Here is an 18415-nt window from a genome sequence, read left to right as displayed (position 1 = left end):
GCCATTATCCCCTTGAAGGAAACTCTCCCTGAAGGCAAATGATGAAATTTTGAGCGATAAACGGCTGCATATTGTTATGCGGCTGCGAGCCCCCCGTCACGGAAAGTGCCATGGGTGACATTTGCACGTTTGGCGCAGGATCGAACATCTTGGTTTGCGGTGCGATTGGCGAGGCTTTCGGTGCCTGCGCCCAGAAATTCCCTGTAGGATCTGATTTGCTTCCCATGGCATCGATAGCCTGAGGCATGTGCGTGTGGGGAGGTATTTCGTTGCTGATAAGCGTAACGGTAGGGGAGCCGACCTTCGATCCCACGGTTCTTGGCGTGAGGCCTTGTCCGGCTCCTTGATTCATGGCGGCGCTGCCCATTAGATTCGGTAAGGCAAAGTTGGTTTTGCCGTCGCCGCCATATTGCACGCCAAGTATGGAGAACAGGGCGGTGTTTTGCGCAATGGGCAACAGTTGGCCGTTACATAAGGCCCAGCCTTTGGGAGCGAAGTTTCCTGCAAAGATTCGAATTTCTCCAATATAAGCTTCTGCCATTGTACTTACTCTCCTCTAATTTCGACTAGGGAATATCCCCGTAACGGCGATTGCATAATTCAGGACCAAGTACGGCTGCATGTTCGAATGCGGCTGACTTCCGCCGGATGTTGAAATAGACTGGGCATTCATCTGCACCATGGCGGCTGGTGGATCATATACGTTGTCTACGGCCGCCCAGGCGTTGCCTGCAGGGGAAACGGCGCTTGCCGTATTGGAAGATGCGGAAACCTGATGGGTATGCTGTGGCATTTCATTTTGATTTAACGTATGTTGTTCTTCCCCGGAGGACAGTCCAAGGGGGAGGGTTGAGCTCACATGAATCGGTACGCGTCCGCGGTAATCCGGAAGGGCGAAGGTATTGACGCCATCGCCGCCATATACGTTACCAAGTAAGGAGTAGAGGGCCTGATACCCATTGATCGGAAGGATTTGACCTTCACAATACATCCAGTTACGGGGAGCATATCCGTTGGCAAACAAGCGGATTTCTCCTACGAAAGGTTCTGACATTTCGTTTCCTCCTTCATTCACTGTCAAATATAGTACGAGAAATCAAGGTTGGGGAGGGAAGACCCCATATAAAGAAATAATGAATGAAATCGTAGTGGTCGGCATCATGTTGTCATGGGGTTGTCCTCCGCCAACGGAAGATAACAGCTGGGTATTCATGCCCACCGGCGTTTTTCCAGAACCATCGGAGAAGCTTCGTCTGGACGTCTGCCCCCAGATGGAGTTTTGAGGGGTACCCCCCACGGCGTTGGTTTGTCCGTTCGCATGGGGAATATGCGTGTGCTGAGGCATTTGATTAAGTGTCAAAGTAACGGATTCCGTGCCACCCTTTTCGCCAACAGGATGTGCGACATTCTTATGGATCGGAATACGGCCCTGCAGATCGGGTAAGGCAAAGGTCGTTTGACCATCCCCGCCATATGTTGTGCCTAACAGTGCAAACAACGCTTCATTCTCCGAAATGGAAAGCAATTGCCCGTTGCATAATGCCCACCCTTGCGGGGCGAAATTGCCAGCGAACATGCGGATTTCGCCCAGATAAGATTCACTCATCCATAGTCACCTCATGATTTGATATTGTATATAGAAAGTCGGAGCCATCAGATAGCCCCTCTCCATTCCAGCCTCACATGGTATCCGTCAGATTCTAGCTTGCGGAAACCCAACCGTTCATACAGCCGCAGTGCAGGAGAGGTAGGGAGTACGCTTAGTGACAATAGGTTCTGCTGCTTTGTTGCCTCTGTCTGAAGTTCACGAATGAGAGAGGTACCGATCCCGCGATTTTGGAACTCGGGAAGAAGTGAAATATCGATTAAAGTGATCGTCGTCTTTTCTTTTTGGCGATTGACAATCATTCGGCCCGCCTTTTTATTATTCTGAAGCAGAATAGACTGCTCCGCCTTCGGAAACTGCATGGCATAAGAGTGCTGCTGTGCATTCCACTGCATGAGTAAGAACTGCTCGCGCATCATATCGTCCCAACCATGGGCCTCAACCTCAGCCTGGCGCGTACTACAGTACAAAAGGAACAAAAAGCTTCGATCATCAGGGGTAACGGGACGTTTTTGAATCATAAGGTTACCCTCCCGGTGACAGGATAATTTTGGTACATAGGAAGATTATAGCATCTCGCATTCGACAATAATATACAAATTTTTTTGGTAGAAAATGCTATAAAAATGGTTTACCGGAGCGGCAGGATGACATATATTTAGTAGGTGTTATTTCGTTTTTGGTAGATACGATTCTTCGGAGGTGATGGGCAAGCAGACTGTTTTCAAAATACAGCAGTTATCTAAAGCTGCCTGTCGAATTCTTGACACGATACGACACTTCATTTTTTTGAGATGGCCAGAGGGGAGATTCGCAATTGAATCCATTTTTTAATAGAATTCGTCGCGCTTTGTGTATGATTATGGTAGTTTTGCTTGTCATTGGCTCCCAGGGGTTGGCCCCCTGGATGCCAAAAACAGAGGCGGCTGCAACTTGGGCTGAAGGGGATATGTCACCTTTCAATGTAGACCATATCAGTTTCGGCAACGGTGTTTGGCTGGCCACGGGGATGGATCGATACTATATTTCAACGGACGGTTCTACCTGGGACGAGAGGTTTTATTCTGGAGCGGACAACTGCTCCGCACGCGCGACCGTATACTCCGGCGGCAAGTGGTATGTCGCATGTTATAACGGCGCAATTCTTTCCTCCGACAGCCTGGATAGCTGGATGGAGAGGACCGTGGTTCCTGAAGGGTTGTATAACATAACGTCAAACGGAACCACGCTGGTAGCTGTCGGCGGCAATGAGAACACTGGCGACGGCGTGCTGCTTACCTCAACGGATGGGGGAGTTACCTGGAGAAATAGTTTGCCTAATAACGATATCTGGTATTTGATCGATATCATATATGCCAATGGACAATTCATGACTGTCGGAGCTGATAAAAATTATAGCCCGGTGATATTGGTTTCTTCCGACGGCATGAACTGGAATCCGTTACATCCTCAAGGCCCAGTCCAGCCTATAAACGGCATCGCATACGGTGATGGCCATTACGTTGCGGTGGGATTTGGAGGAGAGATATATACCTCGGCAGATGGCGTCAGCTGGAATAATTCTCTAACGCCACCGAATGAAGTATCCGGCAATGATTTCTTCTCTGTGGCATACAGTAACGGGAAATTTTACGCAGTCGGCACAGAAGAATCCATCATTTCGTTCTCATTTGAGCAAGGACAATGGAACAAAGAATTGGAAACCCATGTGAATTATTCCGTTCAACTGACCAGCATAGAGGCAGCGAATGGAAGAGTCGTTGCGGTAGGAGAAGACGGGATATTCAAAACAGCCAATCTAATCCCTCCTCTGAGCAGCGAAAGCCGTCTTAGCGGGTTGCAAATTTCGCCTGTCGGGATACCGTTCAATCCGGACCAAGAGACATATATGATGCCGGTGCCGCACGGAACAACTGAAGTATCGGTGACACCGACGACGATGGACTCTGCGGCGACGCTCACAGTAAACGGCGCTAGTAGGGTTAGCGGAGCCGAAACAAAGATTCAGCTGGATGCCGACGGGAGTACGGATATCAACATCATCGTTACCGCACAAAATGGAATAACAACAACATACGACGTTAATGTAGTAGAACAAGCTCCTTCAAATAACGCATTTTTGCGTAACATTCAGCCAACAATGGGAAGTTTAAGCCCGGCGTTTAGCCAGAATCAATTTGATTACGAAGTAGCCGTTCCATATCCTGTCGTGGAGATCGGCATCACGCCGGAGCTAGCGGATTCACATGCCAGTTACACGCTGCACCTTGATGGCAAGGCTATAACCGATGCTGAAGCACAGCATATAAGTCTGCTTCCAGGAGTTCCGGGCGTACTGGAGATCGAAGTGACGGCGCAGAATGGCGTCGATCAGCAAAGCTATCAAGTCAACGTAAAGCGCGCATCCCCTGCAAAGGATGCAACCTTGAGCAGTTTATCGTTGAACGGGGCCATGGTGCAGGGGTTTCAGAGCAACAAGTTGGTATATAGCGAAAGCGTACCTTATACGACCGAGATGATCGATGTGAGTTGGATCATGCATGATCCGAATGCCGCCTATAAGGTCTTGGTTGGCGGCCAGGAGCAAGTCGGTGCAACCGAGATTAGCGACCTGTCCTTGATACCAGGCACACCGACAGAAATCACAATTGAAGTAACAGCGGAAGATCCGGCGGTTAAGGAGACGTATAAGCTTACGGTAACTCGTGCAGAACCTGCGAAGAACGCAGCGCTTAATAGCTTGACTATCGATGGAGCACTGGTGAATGGGTTTCAGAGCGATGGGTTAACGTATGCAGAGCATCTGCCTTTTACAAACGACTCTGTCGATGTAGATTGGGTTGCAAGCGATCCGAATGCGACTTACAAGGTGAGGGTTGACGGTCAAGAGGTTGCAAATGCACCCAACCCTTATACCCTGCCGCTGCTCCCTGGAGCCGATAAAGTGATTGAAATCGTGGTCACAGCTCAGGACACCCGTATTGAGAGGACTTACACATTAACCGTAACACGAGGAGAGCCGGCAACCGATGCTACGCTCAGCGGCTTGACCATAAACGGAATAGCGGTGAAGGATTTCCAAAGCGGGAAGACCGATTACACTGAGGATATTCCCTACACGATGGATGCAGTCCATGTCGATTGGACCGTAAATGATGTTCATGCTACTTACAAGATTAAGGTGGATGGGCAGGAGCAAGCCAACGTAACGCGGCTTGCGAACCTCCCATTGTCGCCGGGAACGCCAAAAGTCATTGAAATCGAGGTTACCGCCCAAGACACGAATGTGAAAATGACTTATCAGTTGCAGATCACACGTGCGAACCCTGCGACTGACGCAACGCTCAGCAGCATTAACATCGATGGGAATTTGTTGGATGGATTCCAGCGGGATCAATACAGTTATACGAAGACGGTTCCATATACGACAACTGCCGTAGATGTTGATTTTGCGCTCGGTGATCCATCAACAGCGACATTCGAAATCAAGCTGGATGGCGTGGATGTCGGCCAAAATCAGTTAAACGGGATCGCCTTGATACCGGGAACCGATAGAATGGTTGAAATCAAGGGTATAGCACAGGATCAAAGCGAGAAAATCTACAGGCTGACCCTGAAACGAGAGCTGCCGGCAACGGACGCAACGCTCGATAGCTTAAGGATCGACGGTCATTTGGTAGAAAATTTCCGAAGCGACCGCTTTGCGTATACTGTAGTCGTACCTTTTACACAGGAACTAATAGATGTCTCCTGGGTTTTGGGAGATCCTAATAGGGCGACGTTTAGGGTTTTGGAAGACGGTCAGGAAGCGAGTGGGAATGAGCTTTTCGATGTGATCCTGACTTCCGGCGTAACGAAGAAGATTGAAATCGAGGTCAAGGCACAGGATCCGAATGTAATCCAAACCTATACATTGAACGTGACCCGGGATCTGCCATCCAATAATGCCCTTCTAGGTTCGCTTGCCGTATCATCAGGCGCAAGCTTGGAGCCTTCATCTTTTGTGCCGACGATAGCTGAATATAAGGTGCAGGCGCTTGAGGATACGGATAGCTTTGCCATCACTCCTGTGCTGGCGGACACTACGGCATCCATTCGGATTACAGAAGGGACTAAAAATACTTCGTGGAATAGCGGAGAAGCATACGCCATTACCCTTGATAAGGGAGAGACGAAAGAGGTAGGAATTGTGGTCTTGGCGCAAGACAGCATAACCTCCCAAACGTATACGCTGCAAGTTTCGCGTGCGCCTTCTACCAATGCACTGCTCCGTGATATCCATATGACGGCAGGTACGCTTAATCCTGGGTTTGATCCTGCCGGCCAGGAATATGCACTGCTTGTTCCGTACATGGAGAACGAGGTAGGTATTACGCCTGTATTGGCTGATTCCAAGGCTTCCTTCCAGGCAAACGTGGACGGTCAGGCAGTGAATGAAGCCGAGTTGTCCAACTTGGTACTGATTCCTGGGGTGACTAGAGTGATCGAGATTCAAGTGACCGCACAAAACCAGGCCGTAACTGCATTGTATAAGTTAACGGTAACCCGGGCAGAGCCTGCGACGGATGCTGCACTTAGCAGCTTAAACGTGGACGGCGCATTGGTAGCGGGATTTCAGAGCGATGCTTTGGAATACACGGTTCATATGCCAACGGCCAAGTCCGCTATCAACGTGAATTGGACTTTGCGGGATGCTGTAAACGCAACATCGACGGTTAAGATCGACGGTAAACCAGTGAATGACTCCACGCAGGATGTGGCATTGGTTCCTGGCGTAGCCAAAGTGATCGAGATTGAAGTGAAGGCGCAGGACGGAAGCACTCAAGTTTATAGGTTAACGGTTATTCGCGCCAAGGGAGTGGTTAATCCGCCGTCAGAACCATCCTCGCCTGCTCCGGGGCCAACTCCATTACTGCCTGTTCCGGTCAATGAAAAGGCGGAAATCGATGTAGATGGGGGCTTCAAAACTCCGGTTGCCGCGAAAATGATCATAGATCGAACAAAGGAGTCAGGCAAGATAACGGAAAAATTGACTTTGAATCATGAAAAGATCAAAGCGGCAATTCATGCGCTGCCATCTGCAAAAAATACGATCCGCCTGGTTATTCCGGATAAGAAGGACGAGGTAACGCGGCTAGATGTGAACATGCCTGCTGCAGTTTTAAAGGAACTTAGCGAAGCTAAGAAACGCCTGGAGATTTATACGGATCATGCTCGAATCCAGCTCTCACTAGAAACAATGAAAGGCCTGCTGGATTCATATTTCCGCATCGTTCCGGTCAGGGATGCACAGAAGCATACTGAAGTGCTTAACGGCGCATTGCAGGAAGAGTTTATTCAGCAATTCTCCCTCACCTCCAAGCCATTCGTGGTTGCAAGACCGATGGTCATTGAGACCAACCTGAGCAACAAGGAGGTTACGGTCGTGCTGCCGCTAAAAGACGTCACGCTACCGCAAAGCCTTGAGGAGCAGGAAGCATATGCGAAATCACTTGCCATATTTATTGAGCATAGCGACGAAGAACGCGAGCTGATCGCTGGAAGCCTTGTAGATTATGACAACAACGGCTTGATGGGGATTCAATTTACCGTGAAGAAGTTCAGCACGTTTGCCATTCTTAGCTGGCCTGGTCAAGATATGAATAAGCTTTTGAATGGGGCATCCGTAGGAAATCATGAGGCTTACATCCAGGGCTTTGCAGATGGAACGTTCCGGCCTGAGCAAGGCGTGACCCGTGAACAGCTTGCTGCCATGCTGGCACGGCTGCTTGGCAGCGAAACAGCGAAGATATCCGGCTTTACGGATGTGGGAGCAACGCATTGGGCAGCGGAAGCCATTGCTTTTGTCCAAGAACAAGGTCTGATGATTGGCGATCCGTCAGGCCAATTCGCGCCAGATCAAGAAGTGACGAGGGCAGAGCTTGCCGTCATAGCTGCACGGTATAAAGAGCTGAATGTGGTGAAGCAAGACAAGAGAGAGTTTACTGATGTTGCGTTAGAGCATTGGGCTATGGGAGCTATAACTGCTTCTAAGCAGGCCGGATTGCTGCAAGGTTATACCGATGGGTCATTCCGGCCTGACAGGAGTGTAACCCGCGCTGAGGCCGTAACCATTTTGAACAAGATGTTTGGGCGATATCCAATTGGGGGATTGCAGTTGTCTTCCTGGAAGGATGTCCCAACCGCGCATTGGGCATTTGGAGACATTGAGGAAGCTTCACGCAGCCATCAGTTTAAAGTGACAGGCGAAGGCATGGAGCAGATCATGGATTAATCCGTTTGTTGTGGTGCCGGGAATGTTTTTTGCAGAAAAGGGTTAAGTGGATGGTTACGTCTGCTTAATCCTTTTTTGCTTCACTTATTTCATTAAATCAAGGTTGACTCTCCTCCAAGGGGAGGCCTTAGACTGTAGATCGAAGGAGGGAACAGCATGCTGTACACGGTAAAAGAGGTTTCGGAACTGTCCGGGGTAACCATCAAGACGCTGCATCATTATCACAAAATCGGACTGCTGCAGCCTGCCGAGATCAGCGATGCGGGGTATCGCTTGTACGGCGCGGCGGAACTGGAGCGCTTGCAGCAAATCCGGTTCTACAGGGAGATGGATTTTCCGCTGGAACAAATTAAAGAGCTGATGGAGGAAACGCCGGATCGGCTCTCCATTCTCACGGAGCAGGAGAAACTGCTCCGTGGCCGGTGGAATCGGCTGGAGCGCGTTCTGCAGACGTTGAGGCAGTCCATAGAATACGTTGGGGAGGGAAGACGCATGGAGCCGGAAGAAATGTTCAAAGGGTTTGATAGCGAAGAAGAGTGGAAGGATGCCTTGGCTGAGCAGAATCAACATTTGAAGGAGCGGTACGAGGTGGATTTGCTTGACGGTGCACCGATGGATGTTCCCAATGTGAACGAGCAAGCGAAGGAAGCGGCAGGCTTCATGGCCGGCATGGCCAATGCTTTGAAAACGGGAATCAGGCACGATGATGAGCGTGTTCAAGATGCGATCCACGAACATTTGCGATTTATGAACGAGCATGGCCACGCTTTTACCGCCGCCGATTTTGCCGGGCAAACGAAGTTTTTCCTGCACGATGAATTCCATCTGCGGATGTTGGAAGAGCAGCAGACGGGGCTGGCTTATTATCTGCATGCGGCTGCAGAGGCGTATGCGAATCTGACGTAAATCCTATGATGAAGCCGCGCGAGCCGCGGCTTTTGTCATTTCTGACGCATACATGGATTCCGCATGAACCGGCGGGTATGGTTTCAGATCAGTCGGTCCGGGTAAGAAATACTCGGACTCATCATCACATATACGAAGGAGGACGACTTTGATGTTTATTCACATGAAAGAGCTTCAGTTCCGGGCGAAACCCGAGAAGCCGGATCCGGTATATGCGAGAAAGCTTCAAGAGGTGCTGGGCGGTCAATATGGTGAGATGTCCGTTATGATGCAATATCTCTTCCAAGGTTTTAACTGCCGTGCAGATCGGAAGTATCGGGATATGCTGCTGGATATCGGAACCGAGGAGATTGGCCATGTCGAAATGTTGAGTACGATGATTGCTCAGCTTCTGGACGGCGCTCCCGCAGATCAGGTCGACGAAGCGGCAAAGGATCCGTTGATTGCCGCTGCGCTCGGAGGCATGAATCCTCAGCATGCAATCGTATCGGGATTGGGCGCGACTCCGACGGACAGCAACGGGTATCCGTGGAACAGCAAGTACATCATCGCGAGCGGAAACCTGCTGGCTGATTTCCGCGCGAATCTGAACGCGGAGTCCCAAGGGCTGGTCCAGGTCGTACGCTTGTACGAGCAGACGACGGATCCGGGTGTCCGGGACATGCTGTCCTTTATGATAGCCCGCGATATCCTGCATCAAAATCAGTGGCTGGCCGCGATCGAGGAGATCGAGGCGATGGAAGGCCCGATTGCTCCTGCTTCGTTTCCGCGCGAGCGCAGCGTAGAAGAAGCGACCCGCCAATTCATGAATTTCTCGGTCGGCGAGGAGAGCCGCGAAGGACGCTGGGCGAACGGCCCGCTGCCGGACGGTACCGGCAATTTCGAATACGTGGCGAATCCGACGGCCTACGGCGACGTTCCCGTATTAAATCCTCCAGCCAAACACCAGCACTCTACGCTGGGAACGGGTCCCTATGTGGTGAATGAAGGAATCGGAAAGTAATGTTTAATTTTGCTCGGAAGGGTTAAATACATGACATAGCAGCAACAAAAAACAACTTAGGAGTGATGTACAATGGCTAACAACAACGGCAACAAAATGAGCAGAGAAGAAGCGGGACGCAAAGGCGGCGAAGCAACGGCCAAGAATCACGACAAGGAGTTTTACCAAGAAATCGGCCGTAAGGGCGGAGAGGCCACATCGGATTCCCACGATAAGGAGTTCTACGAGGAAATCGGCCGCAAAGGCGGAGAATCCCGCGGCAATCAAAACAATAACGATTAAATGAAATCTACAATCTAAAAATAGCAAGCTTTTAACAAAGCAGCGGCGGTTCCCGTTAAACGGAATCCGCCGCTGCTTTTTTTTAGCTGATCCCCCGGGCCCGGCTTGTTAGTCGGAAGGGGGTCCTGGTTATCTTGAACTCAAGTCCACCGTGCTGCCCACAGCTTCATTTCCTTGCAGATGACATGCAGGTCCATGCCCTTCGGCGTTAGGGTGTATTCCACCGTAACCGGAACGGTAGGGAATACTTCGCGCTCCAGCACGCCCTGTTCTTCCAAGTGGCGAAGCGTCGTGGTCAGCGCCCGCGGGCTGACATTCGGGATTTGCCGCTGCAGTTCGCCAAATCGTTTCGTGCCTCCAAAGAGCTCCCGAATGACGAGAAAAGCCCACTTTCCCCCTAGGACCAGCAGCGTTTTTTCGATATTGCATTCGATATGTTCGGGAGTTTTCGGTATGTAACTGCTCGTTTTATTTCCCATAACCATAGGCTCCTTCCGGTATTCTATTAACTATACTCCAGTATATCAGCTATCCTTCCTATAATATAGTGAAGAACTTTTCACTTCTTCCGTGGGAATAGGAACTACTTTAGAATAGTTCATGTAGCATCCAAGTTAATCTATTGAAGGAGGATTTGCCATGAAATACAGAAGATTAGGACGCACAGGTCTCAAGGTCAGTGAGGTCAGCTTGGGAAGCTGGCTTACATACGGAGGTTACGTTGAACGCGAGAATGCGGTTAACGCGATTAAAACGGCTTATGATCTGGGCATTAACTTCTTTGATACGGCGAATGTTTACGAGAAGGGCGCAGCCGAAGTATTGGTAGGCGAAACCTTGAAAGCGTATCCGCGCGAATCGTACGTGCTGGCCACGAAGGCCTTCTGGCCGATGGGTGACGGCCCGAACGACCGGGGCTTGTCCCGCAAGCACATTATGGAGCAGGCGCATGCCAGCTTGAAGCGCCTTGGCCATGATTACGTGGATATTTTCTACTGCCACCGCCATGATCCGGAAACGCCGCTGGACGAGACGCTTCGCGCGATCGACGACCTTGTTCGCCAGGGCAAGGTGCTCTATGTCGGCGTCAGCGAGTGGCAGGCATCGCAAATTGCGGAGGCATTGACGGTAGCGGATCGTTACCTCCTCGACCGCATCGTGGTCAATCAACCTATCTACAATATGTTTGAACGTTATATTGAAAAGGAAATCATTCCGCTCAGCGAGCGCTCCGGCATTGGGCAGGTCGTATTCTCCCCGCTGGCACAAGGCCTGCTGACAGGGAAATATACCTCTGCCTCCGATATTCCGGCTGACAGCCGTGCCGCGAAGCTGGAATGGATGCGCAAAGGCATTACCGAGGAGAAAATCGCGAAGGTTCGCGAGCTGGAGAAGATTGCGGCAGAGCTTGACGTGTCCGTGGGCAATCTGGCGCTTGCGTGGATTCTGCGTCAGCCGAACGTAGCCAGCGCACTGGTCGGCGCAAGCCGTCCGGAGCAGGTAACCGAGAATGCGAAGGCATCCGGTATCGAGCTTAGCGAAGATGTTCAGACTCGCATCGAGGAGATTCTGAAATAGGGAAGTAAATCGACTAAGAACTAAAACGTTATCGCATGGACCCTTGGGAATAAGAGAATCCGAGGGCAGTATGAAAGATTTATATAAGATGGCTTCTGACTTGGTTCAGGGGCCATCTTTTTTGCGTGTATATTTGGCTAATGGAGCCTCCCTCAATTAGAAGACATTTTCTTGTTGAATTATACGTTCCATCATTTATAATACTCCCTAGTAATGTTATAATACTTTCTAGTATTATATTACTGAAATAGGACAAATGCATTAGGGGGAGAAGTTGCAATATGCAAAAACGAAGGCGAATGGCATCCGCGAAATGGTTGAAGGTGATGTTGTCCATTCTAATAGGTTTAGAGGTTGTACTGGGTGTGCTCGCATCTCCGAAGACGGTTAAGGCGAATCCTCCAAACTCTCACTATCTCGGGGAGATCCGACTGTTTCCATACCATAACGGCCCCGAAGGGTGGATATACTGTGCAGGGCAGGAGCTGCCGTTAGGTCTCGAATATGTGGGTTTGTATTCATTTTTGGGGGACCAATTCGGAGGAGATGGCAGCAAGACGTTTGCAGTGCCTGATTTACGGGGAGAAGAACCCGTGCCGGGTATGGGGTACTATATAGCGGTTGAGGGATTAAACCCTAGGAACAATGGATTGACCTCCAATACGATGCTGGGGGAGCTTCGACTCTTTCCCTACTATATGGAGATGAATGATAACTGGGTGACGACGGATGGCCGCGCTTTAAGCAATTCTGACCCTCTGTACGGCATCTACGGCACTGCATTCGGCCAAGACTGGCAGGGCAGCTTTAAATTGCCGGAGATTGACCCTGTGCAGCCCAACATCCGGTATTTCGCCGCCAAGTCCGGGATCCAACCCAGTACGGCTGGTGCCGTATACATGGGCGAGACACGTCTGTTTCCTCTGGATATCCCTGCCCTCTCTTCTTTTAAGGCGGACGGTAAACTGCTGAATGTTGCCTCGAACATGGCGCTGTACGGCTTAATCGGCAACGCTTTCGGGGGATCGCCGGATCAAACGTTTGCGATTCCCGATCTTGGAGTCGATCCGCTGACAACGTATTATGTATTCCAAACGGGAATCGTTCCTGTCTTGCAGCAGGTTCAGCCCGTTAGCGTGCCGGATCAATACACGACGGCGGACTCCACCGTATTAAGCGTTCCTGCACCGGGTGTTCTGAAAAATGATTCCGATGCCATGATCGCCATCATCGTGGATCTGCCTGCTCATGGAAAGATAACATTTCATAAGAATGGCTCCTTTACCTATACGCCGGATGCCGATTTTGTTGGCACAGATTCTTTTACATATATCGCTAGCAACAATAACAAGAGCGGCAGCGTAACCAGCGTTACCATCCACGTGGCAGAGCCTGAACCACGGATAAGCGGTGTAACCGATGGAGGAATTTATAATCACGAAGTGACGCCTGTTTATACCCATGGCACGGGAACGCTGGACGGGCAGCCCTTTGCCAGCGGTACGACCATCCGCAAAGATGGCCAGTATAGACTGATCGTCGAGTCGCCTCGCGGAAAAACGGTCAAGGCGGATTTTGAGATCGACCAAACGGCGCCTTTGGTTTCAGGCGTGGCAGATGCAGGCCAATACGATCGGGAGCTGCAAATCTTCTTCAATGAAGGGAGCGCAACGCTCAATCAGCAAGCGTTTCGAAGCGGAGACAGGGTTAACACGGAAGGGGAATTCGATCTCGTCGTAACCGACCGTGCAGGGAATAAGGCTGAGGTTCATTTCTCGATCTATTTCCCTAAAACCGTGACGTTCGACAGCAACGGGGGGTCTCCCGTGGCAGATGAGGTCGTCCCTCATCATACAACGGCAACGAAGCCCGTTGATCCGGTAAAACCCGGTTATGCCTTCGGGGGGTGGTATATGGATCGAATCTTTCAGCTTCCATTTGATTTTAAGACGCCCATTCTGGCTAACCTGACGCTGTATGCCAAATGGAACGATGCGGATGCGCCTGTCGTGGTGGATCGGGCTCCTCTGCATCTGGCGGATGACGTGCCGATCGGGACGAAACTTGAATTCACGTTCGATGAACCCGTAACCGCAAGCAGCGGCAAATACATATCGATTATGAGAGCGGCGGACCATCAAAAGATCGAGTCGATCGACATAACCGATAGCTCCCGCGTCAGCGTGATCGACGAGAGGGTTGCGGTAAGTCTGACGCGACAGCTGTCGTATCTTACGCGTTATTACATCGAAATAGAGGAGGGCGCATTTCAGGATGCAGCAGGCAACCTCTATGCAGGCATGAAGGGCCCTGGAGATTGGAGCTTTACAACGGAGGCTGGGCCTGTCGCAGCACCGTTAGCACCTGCAAATTTGACGGCTACAGCAGGAGATGGTGAGGTGTCCTTACTGTGGTCCACCGTTACGGGTGCGACCTATTACGATATTTATTCCGGGACGGAGTCCGGCGTATACGGGAGCTCACCGATCGCAACGGTTACGGGTTCGACGTATTCGGCAGGGAATTTACTGAACGGAACGACTTATTATTTTGCGGTGAAAGCCGGTAACGTCGGGGGTTCCAGCGCATTTTCGGAAGAGGTGAGCGCAAGACCGGCCGGTGCCGAGATACCCGTTCCGGGCGATGCGGATTTAAGCGGATTAGCATTATCGCATGGAACGCTTGCTCCGGCATTCAACCCTGCTGTCACCAGCTACATTAGCCATGTTGGAAACCCTATAACGGAGATCCGCATAACGCCGAGCGTTTCCGATCCTCAGGCAACGGTGACGATAAACGGTAAGGCTGTCTCCGCCGGACAGGCATCAGATCCGGTCAGCCTAGCGGTAGGAAGCAACACCATTCATCTTGTGGTTTCGGCTCAGAACGGAGCTGCGAAAACTTACACGGTGGATGTGACCAGAGAGGCAGCCGCTTCTCCTGAACCTGAACCCGGAAATCCTTCCAATCCGGGGACGCCGGGCGGCGGATCAGGATCTTCGAAAGGTCAAGGACCTGGCGTAAGCGGGAGTTCTCAAGCAGGTCAAGGGGAAGGCTCAGGGCAGAGCCCGTCAGGCAGCAGCCACGTCACGTCGTATTTCAATGATGTATTGCAGACCGGCTTGATATCATCGGAGATAACGAAAGAGAATGGACAGACCGTGCTGACCGTCAAGATGAACGGAGACAGGCTCCAATCGCTGCTGGCACAGGAGAAGAACAGCCGACCGATCGTCCGGCTGCGCGCCACGGAGGGGCTTGATCAAGCCGTGGCGGTTCTGGATGGCAAGTCAGCCAAAGCGCTTGAAGCAAGCGGAGCGATGATTGCCTTCGAGACCTTGGCAGGCAGCGTCCGTATTCCGGTTCAGGCCATTTCCGAACAGATCGGCAGTCTTGCCGGAACGAAGGAAGGCACGATTCAACTTGGGCTAGCCGATGGCAACGCCGCGATCAGCGCAAAGCTGAAGCGGGTCGGGAACGGGAAGTATTTTGGTGAACATTATGGCTCCATAGACGTTAGCGTCGCAGCCTATGATCAAGGAAAACGGCTGAGCGGAAATACCTATTCCTCTTATGTGGAGCTGGAAGTTCCCGTGGCAGAGGGGTCAGCTGCCATCGTGACAACGGCCGTCCTGCTGGATGATCAAGGGAAGGTTCATCACGCACCAACCCGGCTGGTTACGCGGGAAGGCCGTACTTACGCCATAATAAAAGGTTTATACAGCGGGACGTATGCTTTAATCAGCCACGACGAAGAATTATCGGATATGAAAGGCCATTGGGCCGAGGCGGCGGTGAACGAGATGGCGTCACGCCTTCTCGTTGGCGGCAGAGGCGCCGCCGGATTCCATCCGAATGAACCGGTAACCCGTGCGGAATTCGTCACCATGATGGTACGCTCGCTCGGTTTAACGGAGCAAAGCAATACAAGCACGTTTCAAGATGTAACTTCCCGGGACTGGTATGTGGGGGCCGTTTCGGCGGCAAGCGGGAGCGGACTCATACACGGTTATGCCGACGGGACTTTTTTGCCGAATGGCTTGATCTCCAGACAGGAGGCGATGGTTATTTTCGCAAGAGCGTTAAAGTTCGCTGAGGGTTCCCCAATGGTAGAGGCCATGGATTCGGAGGCTGTGCTGGCTGCTTTCCAAGACCGTGCCGAATTGGCAAGCTGGGCGAAGGCGGCTGCAGCCGAAGTGGTTCACAGCGGACTCATGAGCGGTTACGATGCCAAGCTGAGACCACGGAGTGATATGACCAGGGCGGAAACGGCAACGATTCTTCTACGGATGCTATCAGCTTCGGGGATGATCGGAGATATGCCGTCTAAATAGTGGTTTTCGAGTATAGAAGAAAAAGAGCTGCACCGAAGGGCCGTTGGTCCCGGAGCAGCTCTTTGTATTAGCGGAACATCGCAGCTTACCCCAGCCGATACGTCGCAAACGGCTTGGCATGAACAAAGCCGTCGCTGATTTCATCCAGGCTCGAACGCAGGGACTCGTCCAGCTTAATCTCGAGGCTTTTCAGGTTATCGTCCAGCTGTTCGGTCTTCGTAGCCCCGACGATGACGGTCGAGACGGCAGGGCGGTCCATCAGCCAGGCAATGGATAGCGCGCTGGGAGAATGGCCGTGCTCTGCTGCGAGCTGGCTGACTTGTTGACCGAGCTTCAAATTGTGCTCTTCAAGGAAGCGATTGAAGTTCGGGTCCGTTTCCGCGCGGGAGCCGGCAGGCTTGCTTGCGCCCTGACCGTATTTGCCGGTGAGAATGCCGCCGGCCAGCGGGAAATACGGAATGATGCCAACGCCCTGATCGAGACAGAGGGGGACAAGCTCCAGCTCCGGCGTACGGTCTGCCAGGGAATAACTCGTTTGGGTCGATACATAACGGGCATATCCGCGCAATTCGCTGATTCCGAGCGCCTTCATGATTTCCCAGGCGGCATAGTTGGAGGCGCCGATATATCTGACTTTACCCGATGTTACCATGTCGTCCAGCGTGCGCAGGGTCTCCTCAAGGGGAGTGTCCGGATCAAACGTATGGATCTGATATAGGTCTACATAGTCGGTCTTAAGCCGCTTCAAGCTGTTCTCCAGCTCTTGCTGCAGATGATAGCGGGAGGAGCCCCGTTCGTTCGGTCCTTGGCCGTTCGCGAGTCCGGCTTTCGTGGCTAATACGACGTTATGCCGTTTGCCGGCCAGCGCCTCACCGATGATGCGCTCGGATTCCGATCCGGCGTAAATATTGGCGGTATCGATGAAATTGATGCCACGGTCCAGCGCGTGATCCAGGATCCGGGTGGATGTTTCTTGATCGGCTCTTTTGCCAAAAGCGTTCGTGCCGAGCCCCAGCTCCGAAACCTTGAGGCCGCTGCTGCCAAGACGGCGATAATTCATGCTTAATCCCACTCCTTTATGTATAGATTTCCTATAGTATAAACATGATCCAAGAGGCGCTTCAAATGGATCGAACGCATAAAAGGTATGAAGATGTAAGATTCTACATCTTTTTTCGACAATATCTAAAAAAAGTGATTAACTTCCATACCATGAAATGGTAATATAGTCGTAGGAGAAAAGATTCGGATTAACCATGAGATTTACTGCTTAAGAACTACTTCGGATGTTGGAGTACGACTTCTTTTTTCACTAATCGTTGGAGTGTGAATCATGAAGATTTATCTGAAAAATGATGCTGGGGTAACGAAACAAGTGAAGGTAGGTTTTAGCTGGACGACGCTATTCTTTGCATTCTTCCCGGCATTGTTCCGAGGCGATCTGAAGTGGGCAGTCATCATGTTTATTATCTCTGCCGTAGTCGGTCCTTTTACATTGGGAATCGGGGCTTGGATCAGCGGAATCATATTCTCGTTCGTGTATAACAAGATATATATTAAGGAGCTGTTGGAGAAAGGCTACCGTCCTGCCACGGAGGAAGCTAGAGCCGTTCTTGAAAACAACCACATCATCGCTAGAGCGGCATAATTCTATTTGCATGCATAAAGCCTGGAACTGAGTGAATCTTTCATTCATAGCTCCAGGCTTTACTATATTCTTTAGCTAACGATGAAGCGATTCGTGACTAAATTCTAAAGGTAACGCGAATTGTCTTAGGGCTCCTTGCGATAGGCAAAATAGTACGATAGGATAGTTACGTACGAATTGGAAGGGGGATTATGATATGAATGAAGCGATTTTCAACCAATTGGATTTTGCCAGAGGAGCAACCTTGAAATCGGTGGAACACGTAACGGAACAGGAAGCGGAGATCATCCCGGAAGGATTCGCGAATAGCATTCGCTGGAATCTCGGGCATATCTACACCGTAACCGAGCAGTTCGCTTTTGCGACCGCGGGCGAGCAGCCGCGTCTTCCGGAAGGATTCGAGGCATGGTTTGCAACCGGAACCAAGCCGGCCGATTGGACGTCGAAGCCGCCTGCGCTGTCCGAGCTGGCAGAGCTTTTGCAGGAGCAAACCGCCCGAATCCGCGAAACCTTCTCGAATCGCCTGGACCAGGCCTCTGCCCACCCGCTGACGATCGGTCCCGTGACGTTCCAAACCGTCGGCGAGTTTCTTACGTTCAGCTTGTACCACGAAGGCATGCACACGCAGACGATCAAGGCTTATAGAAAATTGATAAAGTAATGCATGAACTCGAAGCGATAGAAGTATGCCCAGCGTATACCTTCTATCGCTTTTGATTTGTCGCTGGGGCTGCGGGTCCTTATAATGGAATCAGCAGACTGGGAATGACGAATGGAGGATATC

At 51.2% G+C, this 18415-nt stretch carries 13 protein-coding genes and 1 pseudogene; 8 read left to right on the top strand and 6 right to left on the bottom strand.

All coding sequences use genetic code 11. From position 1 onward, the window contains the following. Positions 1 to 4: 4 nt before the first annotated feature. From RB297_RS14370 to RB297_RS14355, 4 genes are read right to left on the bottom strand one after another with little or no spacing between them, the layout of a single operon-like run. Positions 5 to 541 (bottom strand): phage tail protein, encoded by a 537-nt coding sequence (locus RB297_RS14370; RefSeq protein WP_375120768.1) that lies wholly within the window; start codon positions 539 to 541, stop codon positions 5 to 7. A gap of 15 nt (positions 542 to 556) precedes the next feature. Continuing rightward, on the bottom strand, positions 557 to 1054 hold the full coding sequence (locus RB297_RS14365; RefSeq protein ID WP_375120767.1) for a phage tail protein: 498 nt from the start codon (positions 1052 to 1054) through the stop codon (positions 557 to 559). 42 nt (positions 1055 to 1096) lie between these two features. Further along, complete coding sequence (locus RB297_RS14360; RefSeq protein WP_375120765.1) at positions 1097 to 1606, bottom strand: phage tail protein; 510 nt, start codon at positions 1604 to 1606, stop codon at positions 1097 to 1099. Positions 1607 to 1653: 47 nt separating this feature from the next. Further along, positions 1654 to 2127 carry a GNAT family N-acetyltransferase gene (locus RB297_RS14355; protein ID WP_375120764.1) on the bottom strand — a complete coding sequence of 158 codons (474 nt, stop codon included), beginning with the start codon at positions 2125 to 2127 and terminating at the stop codon, positions 1654 to 1656. 386 nt (positions 2128 to 2513) lie between these two features. Here RB297_RS14355 and RB297_RS14350 point away from each other — a divergent pair, with 386 nt between their 5' ends. The 4 genes and pseudogenes from RB297_RS14350 to RB297_RS14335 form a co-directional block, all read left to right on the top strand. Beyond that, complete coding sequence (locus RB297_RS14350; RefSeq protein ID WP_375120763.1) at positions 2514 to 7880, top strand: cadherin-like beta sandwich domain-containing protein; 5367 nt, start codon at positions 2514 to 2516, stop codon at positions 7878 to 7880. 156 nt (positions 7881 to 8036) lie between these two features. After that, positions 8037 to 8786 (top strand): MerR family transcriptional regulator, encoded by a 750-nt coding sequence (locus tag RB297_RS14345; RefSeq protein ID WP_375120762.1) that lies wholly within the window; start codon positions 8037 to 8039, stop codon positions 8784 to 8786. Between the two features lie 151 nt (positions 8787 to 8937). Then, positions 8938 to 9789 carry a manganese catalase gene (locus tag RB297_RS14340; protein WP_375120761.1) on the top strand — a complete coding sequence of 284 codons (852 nt, stop codon included), beginning with the start codon at positions 8938 to 8940 and terminating at the stop codon, positions 9787 to 9789. Positions 9790 to 9861: 72 nt separating this feature from the next. Beyond that, a pseudogene (locus tag RB297_RS14335) lies at positions 9862 to 10068 on the top strand (KGG domain-containing protein); the annotation flags it as partial. Between the two features lie 143 nt (positions 10069 to 10211). Here the strand turns inward: RB297_RS14335 and RB297_RS14330 are convergent. Further along, on the bottom strand, positions 10212 to 10550 hold the full coding sequence (locus tag RB297_RS14330; RefSeq protein WP_023962037.1) for a winged helix-turn-helix transcriptional regulator: 339 nt from the start codon (positions 10548 to 10550) through the stop codon (positions 10212 to 10214). 160 nt (positions 10551 to 10710) lie between these two features. On the opposite strand from RB297_RS14330, the gene RB297_RS14325 reads away from it, so the two are divergent. Both RB297_RS14325 and RB297_RS14320 read left to right on the top strand, forming a co-directional pair. After that, positions 10711 to 11649, top strand: a complete 939-nt coding sequence (locus RB297_RS14325; RefSeq protein ID WP_096775126.1) for an aldo/keto reductase family protein — start codon at positions 10711 to 10713, stop codon at positions 11647 to 11649. A gap of 281 nt (positions 11650 to 11930) precedes the next feature. Then, positions 11931 to 15983 (top strand): tail fiber protein, encoded by a 4053-nt coding sequence (locus RB297_RS14320; protein ID WP_375120760.1) that lies wholly within the window; start codon positions 11931 to 11933, stop codon positions 15981 to 15983. Between the two features lie 85 nt (positions 15984 to 16068). Here the strand turns inward: RB297_RS14320 and RB297_RS14315 are convergent, their stop codons facing one another. Next, positions 16069 to 17043, bottom strand: a complete 975-nt coding sequence (locus tag RB297_RS14315) for an aldo/keto reductase (RefSeq protein ID WP_096775128.1) — start codon at positions 17041 to 17043, stop codon at positions 16069 to 16071. A 273-nt stretch (positions 17044 to 17316) separates the two neighbouring features. Between RB297_RS14315 and RB297_RS14310 the strand changes: the two genes are divergently transcribed. Both RB297_RS14310 and RB297_RS14305 read left to right on the top strand, forming a co-directional pair. After that, the gene (locus RB297_RS14310) at positions 17317 to 17631 is read left to right on the top strand and encodes a hypothetical protein (protein WP_096775129.1); all 315 of its coding nucleotides are present in this window, start codon (positions 17317 to 17319) and stop codon (positions 17629 to 17631) included. A 196-nt stretch (positions 17632 to 17827) separates the two neighbouring features. After that, entirely contained in the window at positions 17828 to 18292 is a 465-nt protein-coding gene (locus tag RB297_RS14305; RefSeq protein WP_096775130.1) for a DinB family protein, read from the top strand. Positions 18293 to 18415: the final 123 nt, after the last annotated feature.

Origin of the sequence: Paenibacillus sp. CR_12 (assembly GCF_041953985.1) — a bacterium.
GTDB classification, from domain to species: domain Bacteria; phylum Bacillota; class Bacilli; order Paenibacillales; family Paenibacillaceae; genus Paenibacillus_AQ; species Paenibacillus_AQ lautus_A.
The sequence above is the reverse complement of the archived record's forward strand: the minus strand, read 5'-3'. Positions and strand labels throughout refer to the sequence as shown.